This window comes from Allocoleopsis sp., from assembly GCF_036703385.1.
Taxonomy (GTDB): domain Bacteria; phylum Cyanobacteriota; class Cyanobacteriia; order Cyanobacteriales; family Coleofasciculaceae; genus Allocoleopsis.
In genome coordinates this window covers 1-2,918 of sequence record NZ_DATNPA010000751.1, presented here as the reverse complement: position 1 = coordinate 2,918, position 2,918 = coordinate 1, and the positions used below count along the sequence as shown (strand labels likewise).

Here is a 2,918-nt window from a genome sequence, read left to right as displayed (position 1 = left end):
GGGTTTTCAGTAGCCCTGAAGTCACCGAACAGGTTAAGCTGAACATACTCAATTGTTCGGTTTAACTTGCACGACAACCCCGTGCCTCTAGGCTGGTTTATAAACAGCCCTACAAGTGCAATATTATTGGCTCCATTAAAGATTAAAGTCGGCGACTCCCTCACGAGAGCCGCCGCTCTCCAAAACCGTGCTTGATACTTTCGCATCACACGGCTCCTCAGCAATACGGTGTTTGTCATACAAACCTCATTGCCAGCATATCGTCTTCCCAGAACCATTCTGAGTTAACTGGCGGCTTAGGCTCGGCACTATTACAGCCGGATTTGTTGCCAGGAACATCCACAGGTTGATATTGCCTCAGGTTTGGGGTTTTCCCCTCTGCGTATGCCTTAGCGATTGCTTTGGCACGTTCAAGTCTTTCGACCTTTTCTGCTTCTTCGGCTTTTGCTTTTGCTATGTCTGTAGCTGTCTTTGTGTCGTGGCAATGTCGATGAAGGAGCTGCCAGTTTTTGTATTCATCCCTTCCACCAAGAGATTTCGGGATGATGTGGTCGCGCTCTATTACATCTCCATCTTTGAAGTGCAGTCCACAATGGGCGCATTTTCCTTTTTGCTGTTTCAGCAGCGATGCTGTTCGCTTTGGCATCTCAGGATTTTTTCCCATTCGGATACTCCAGTAAATTAGGTTTCCGTCGTAGGGTGACGCTTCGCCTTTAACTTTCACATAGTCCCGAATATGAGTGTCTCTGTGTTTTAGTAACCGAAGGTGGTTTTCACCTTGTCTGGTTGCGAAGACCCAATTATCGCCGCCAATGGTTTTCCAGTATTTGCCTGCAAGCCATTGTTCACCTTTGTTTCTGTGACGGCTTTTTGCCCATGCTTTTAATGCAATGTAGATATTAGCATCAAGCTTTTTAAAGGCTTTGCTGCTGTTGACCGTAGAGTAGTAGTTAGTCCATCCTCTAATGATAGGATTCAGCTTGTCTATCAGGCTCTTTTGTGAGCTTCCTTTATGGTCGTTTATTACTCTCTTGATTTGGTCGTAATGTACCTTACATTTTTCTTTGCTTGGGGTGATGATAGTCTTGAAGCCTAAGGGTTTCCCTTTTGTGTCCTTCCCGGTTGTGTATTTTCCAACAGGGTATTGTCGGACGTGATACCCCAGGAAGTTAAATCCTGGTTTTTCTTGTCCATGCTCAATTAAGGTATGAGCTATACGGGTTTTGCTTGGCTTCAGTTCTAAGCCAATGCCTTTCAACCATTCAGAGATTACCTCTCTGCATCCTAGGACAACGGTTATGTCATTGTGGAGAATCACAAAGTCATCGGCGTAGCGTATTATTGAGACTGAATCTCGCTTATCCCTTTTTGGGAGTTGGTATTTTCCATCTGACCTTTTTAGGTCACAGGTTTCTACGTACTCTTTAATTCGCCATTCCATCCCGTGAAGGGCAATGTTTGCCAGTAGCGGAGAGATGACCCCGCCCTGTGGCGTACCCTCAGATGTGTCGAAGTACTGCATATTGTCCATCACCCCCGCTTTTAACCATGCTCGAATTTGACGGCGAATGGTGGGGGATGTATTTAATTTGTTGAGCAGTGCTTCATGGTCAATGCGGTCGAAACATTGTGCAATGTCCGCATCCAGCACATATTTGGCTTTTTGCTTGATTACCGTTTGTATCGCTGATATCGCATCTTGGCATGACCTTCCTGGTCTGAACCCATAGCTATTAGGTTCAAATTGCGCTTCCCATTCTGGCTCTAGTGCCAGTTTGACTAGCGCCTGCAATGCGCGGTCTTTCATGGTAGGTATTCCCAATGGTCGCTTCTCTTCCTTTCCCGGTTTTGGAATCCATACTCTCCGAGTGGGGCTGACCTTGGTTCCCAATTTCAGTTGACCTACCAAGTTTTGACGTTGCTTTGGGGTTAGACTCTTTTGCCCATCCACACCTGCCGTCTTTTTGCCTTGGTTATCTTGGGTAACTCTACGCACCGCGAGACATCTTGCTGACCAAGATTTCATCAACAACTTTTGGAGTCGGCGAACTGTCCTGACATTTCCACGACTAGAGGCTTGGTAAATCCGTTTTTGTAGCTTAAACGCCATCCGCTCGTGCTTTTGCCAAGGGATTTTATTCCATTCATACATCGGTTGTTCCGTGTTCATGACTTATTTACTACTACTGTTGGCTTTACCTTCCGTATTACCGTGGGTCTGTTGGCATATCCTCACTATTAGATGAGGCATTCGCTTTTGACCCAATCTTGCCTACCCTCAGCATCCGGTTAGCACCTTCTCGGAGTATCGACCTACTCTGAGAGCTTGAGGGAGGTTACTTCGTTCCTAATAGCCATTAGTTTGTATCTTTCAGAGTGATGCTCTTTACCAGGTTTATGGGAGGCGCTTATCAGTTGGTGCAGACGCCACTGATTCCCTGACCTTGCCCTTTTGGGACTCCCAGCGTATCAGACCTTATTTCGCTGGTTCGGAGTTTTGGTAAGTCAACGCATCTTCACTTTTGATTACTCATGGATACTTGCTCAACGGATGTCGGATAAGGCTTCCTTCATTGCCGCCTTTCATCCCCGCTTTATGGATTGATGGCTAGTCGCTACCATAGGGGAAGTGCTTTCACCCTTGCGCTTAGGGGGTGGGGTTTGGTGTTCTAGGATACTAACCTTTACCCACATGGCTATTAAGTTGTCATCTGTAAGGGATTTAAGTGCGAACTCAACCTAATCGGTTACCCTACAGAAGCCTGGAATCCTCCCATTAATAGGTTTCTCCAGAACGAATCGCACTCAGCATCAGCTACCCAACCACAAGACTCACAGAGGAATTTCTCCTTATCTCTGTTGGTCGGACTGATATAACCGCAACAACTGCACTCTTGGGAGGTGTGCTTGGGGTTGAT

The 2,918-nt window shown here is 46.4% G+C and carries 2 protein-coding genes and 1 pseudogene; all 3 read right to left on the bottom strand.

The genetic code is table 11. From position 1 onward, the window contains the following. Nucleotides 1-140 (bottom strand): annotated as a pseudogene (locus tag V6C93_RS35310) (RNA-guided endonuclease TnpB family protein); the annotation flags it as partial. Between the two features lie 95 nt (nucleotides 141-235). Further along, nucleotides 236-2,170, bottom strand: coding sequence for a group II intron reverse transcriptase/maturase (gene ltrA / locus V6C93_RS35305; protein WP_333481369.1), 1,935 nt, complete (start codon nucleotides 2,168-2,170; stop codon nucleotides 236-238). Nucleotides 2,171-2,747: 577 nt separating this feature from the next. Next, nucleotides 2,748-2,918 (bottom strand): zinc ribbon domain-containing protein, encoded by a 171-nt coding sequence (locus V6C93_RS38650; RefSeq protein WP_349262937.1) that lies wholly within the window; start codon nucleotides 2,916-2,918, stop codon nucleotides 2,748-2,750.

Coding starts and splice junctions, on each gene's coding strand:
- ltrA (WP_333481369.1), bottom strand. CDS start 2,170: ATGAACACGGAACAACCGATGTATGAATGGAATAAAATCCCTTGGCAA.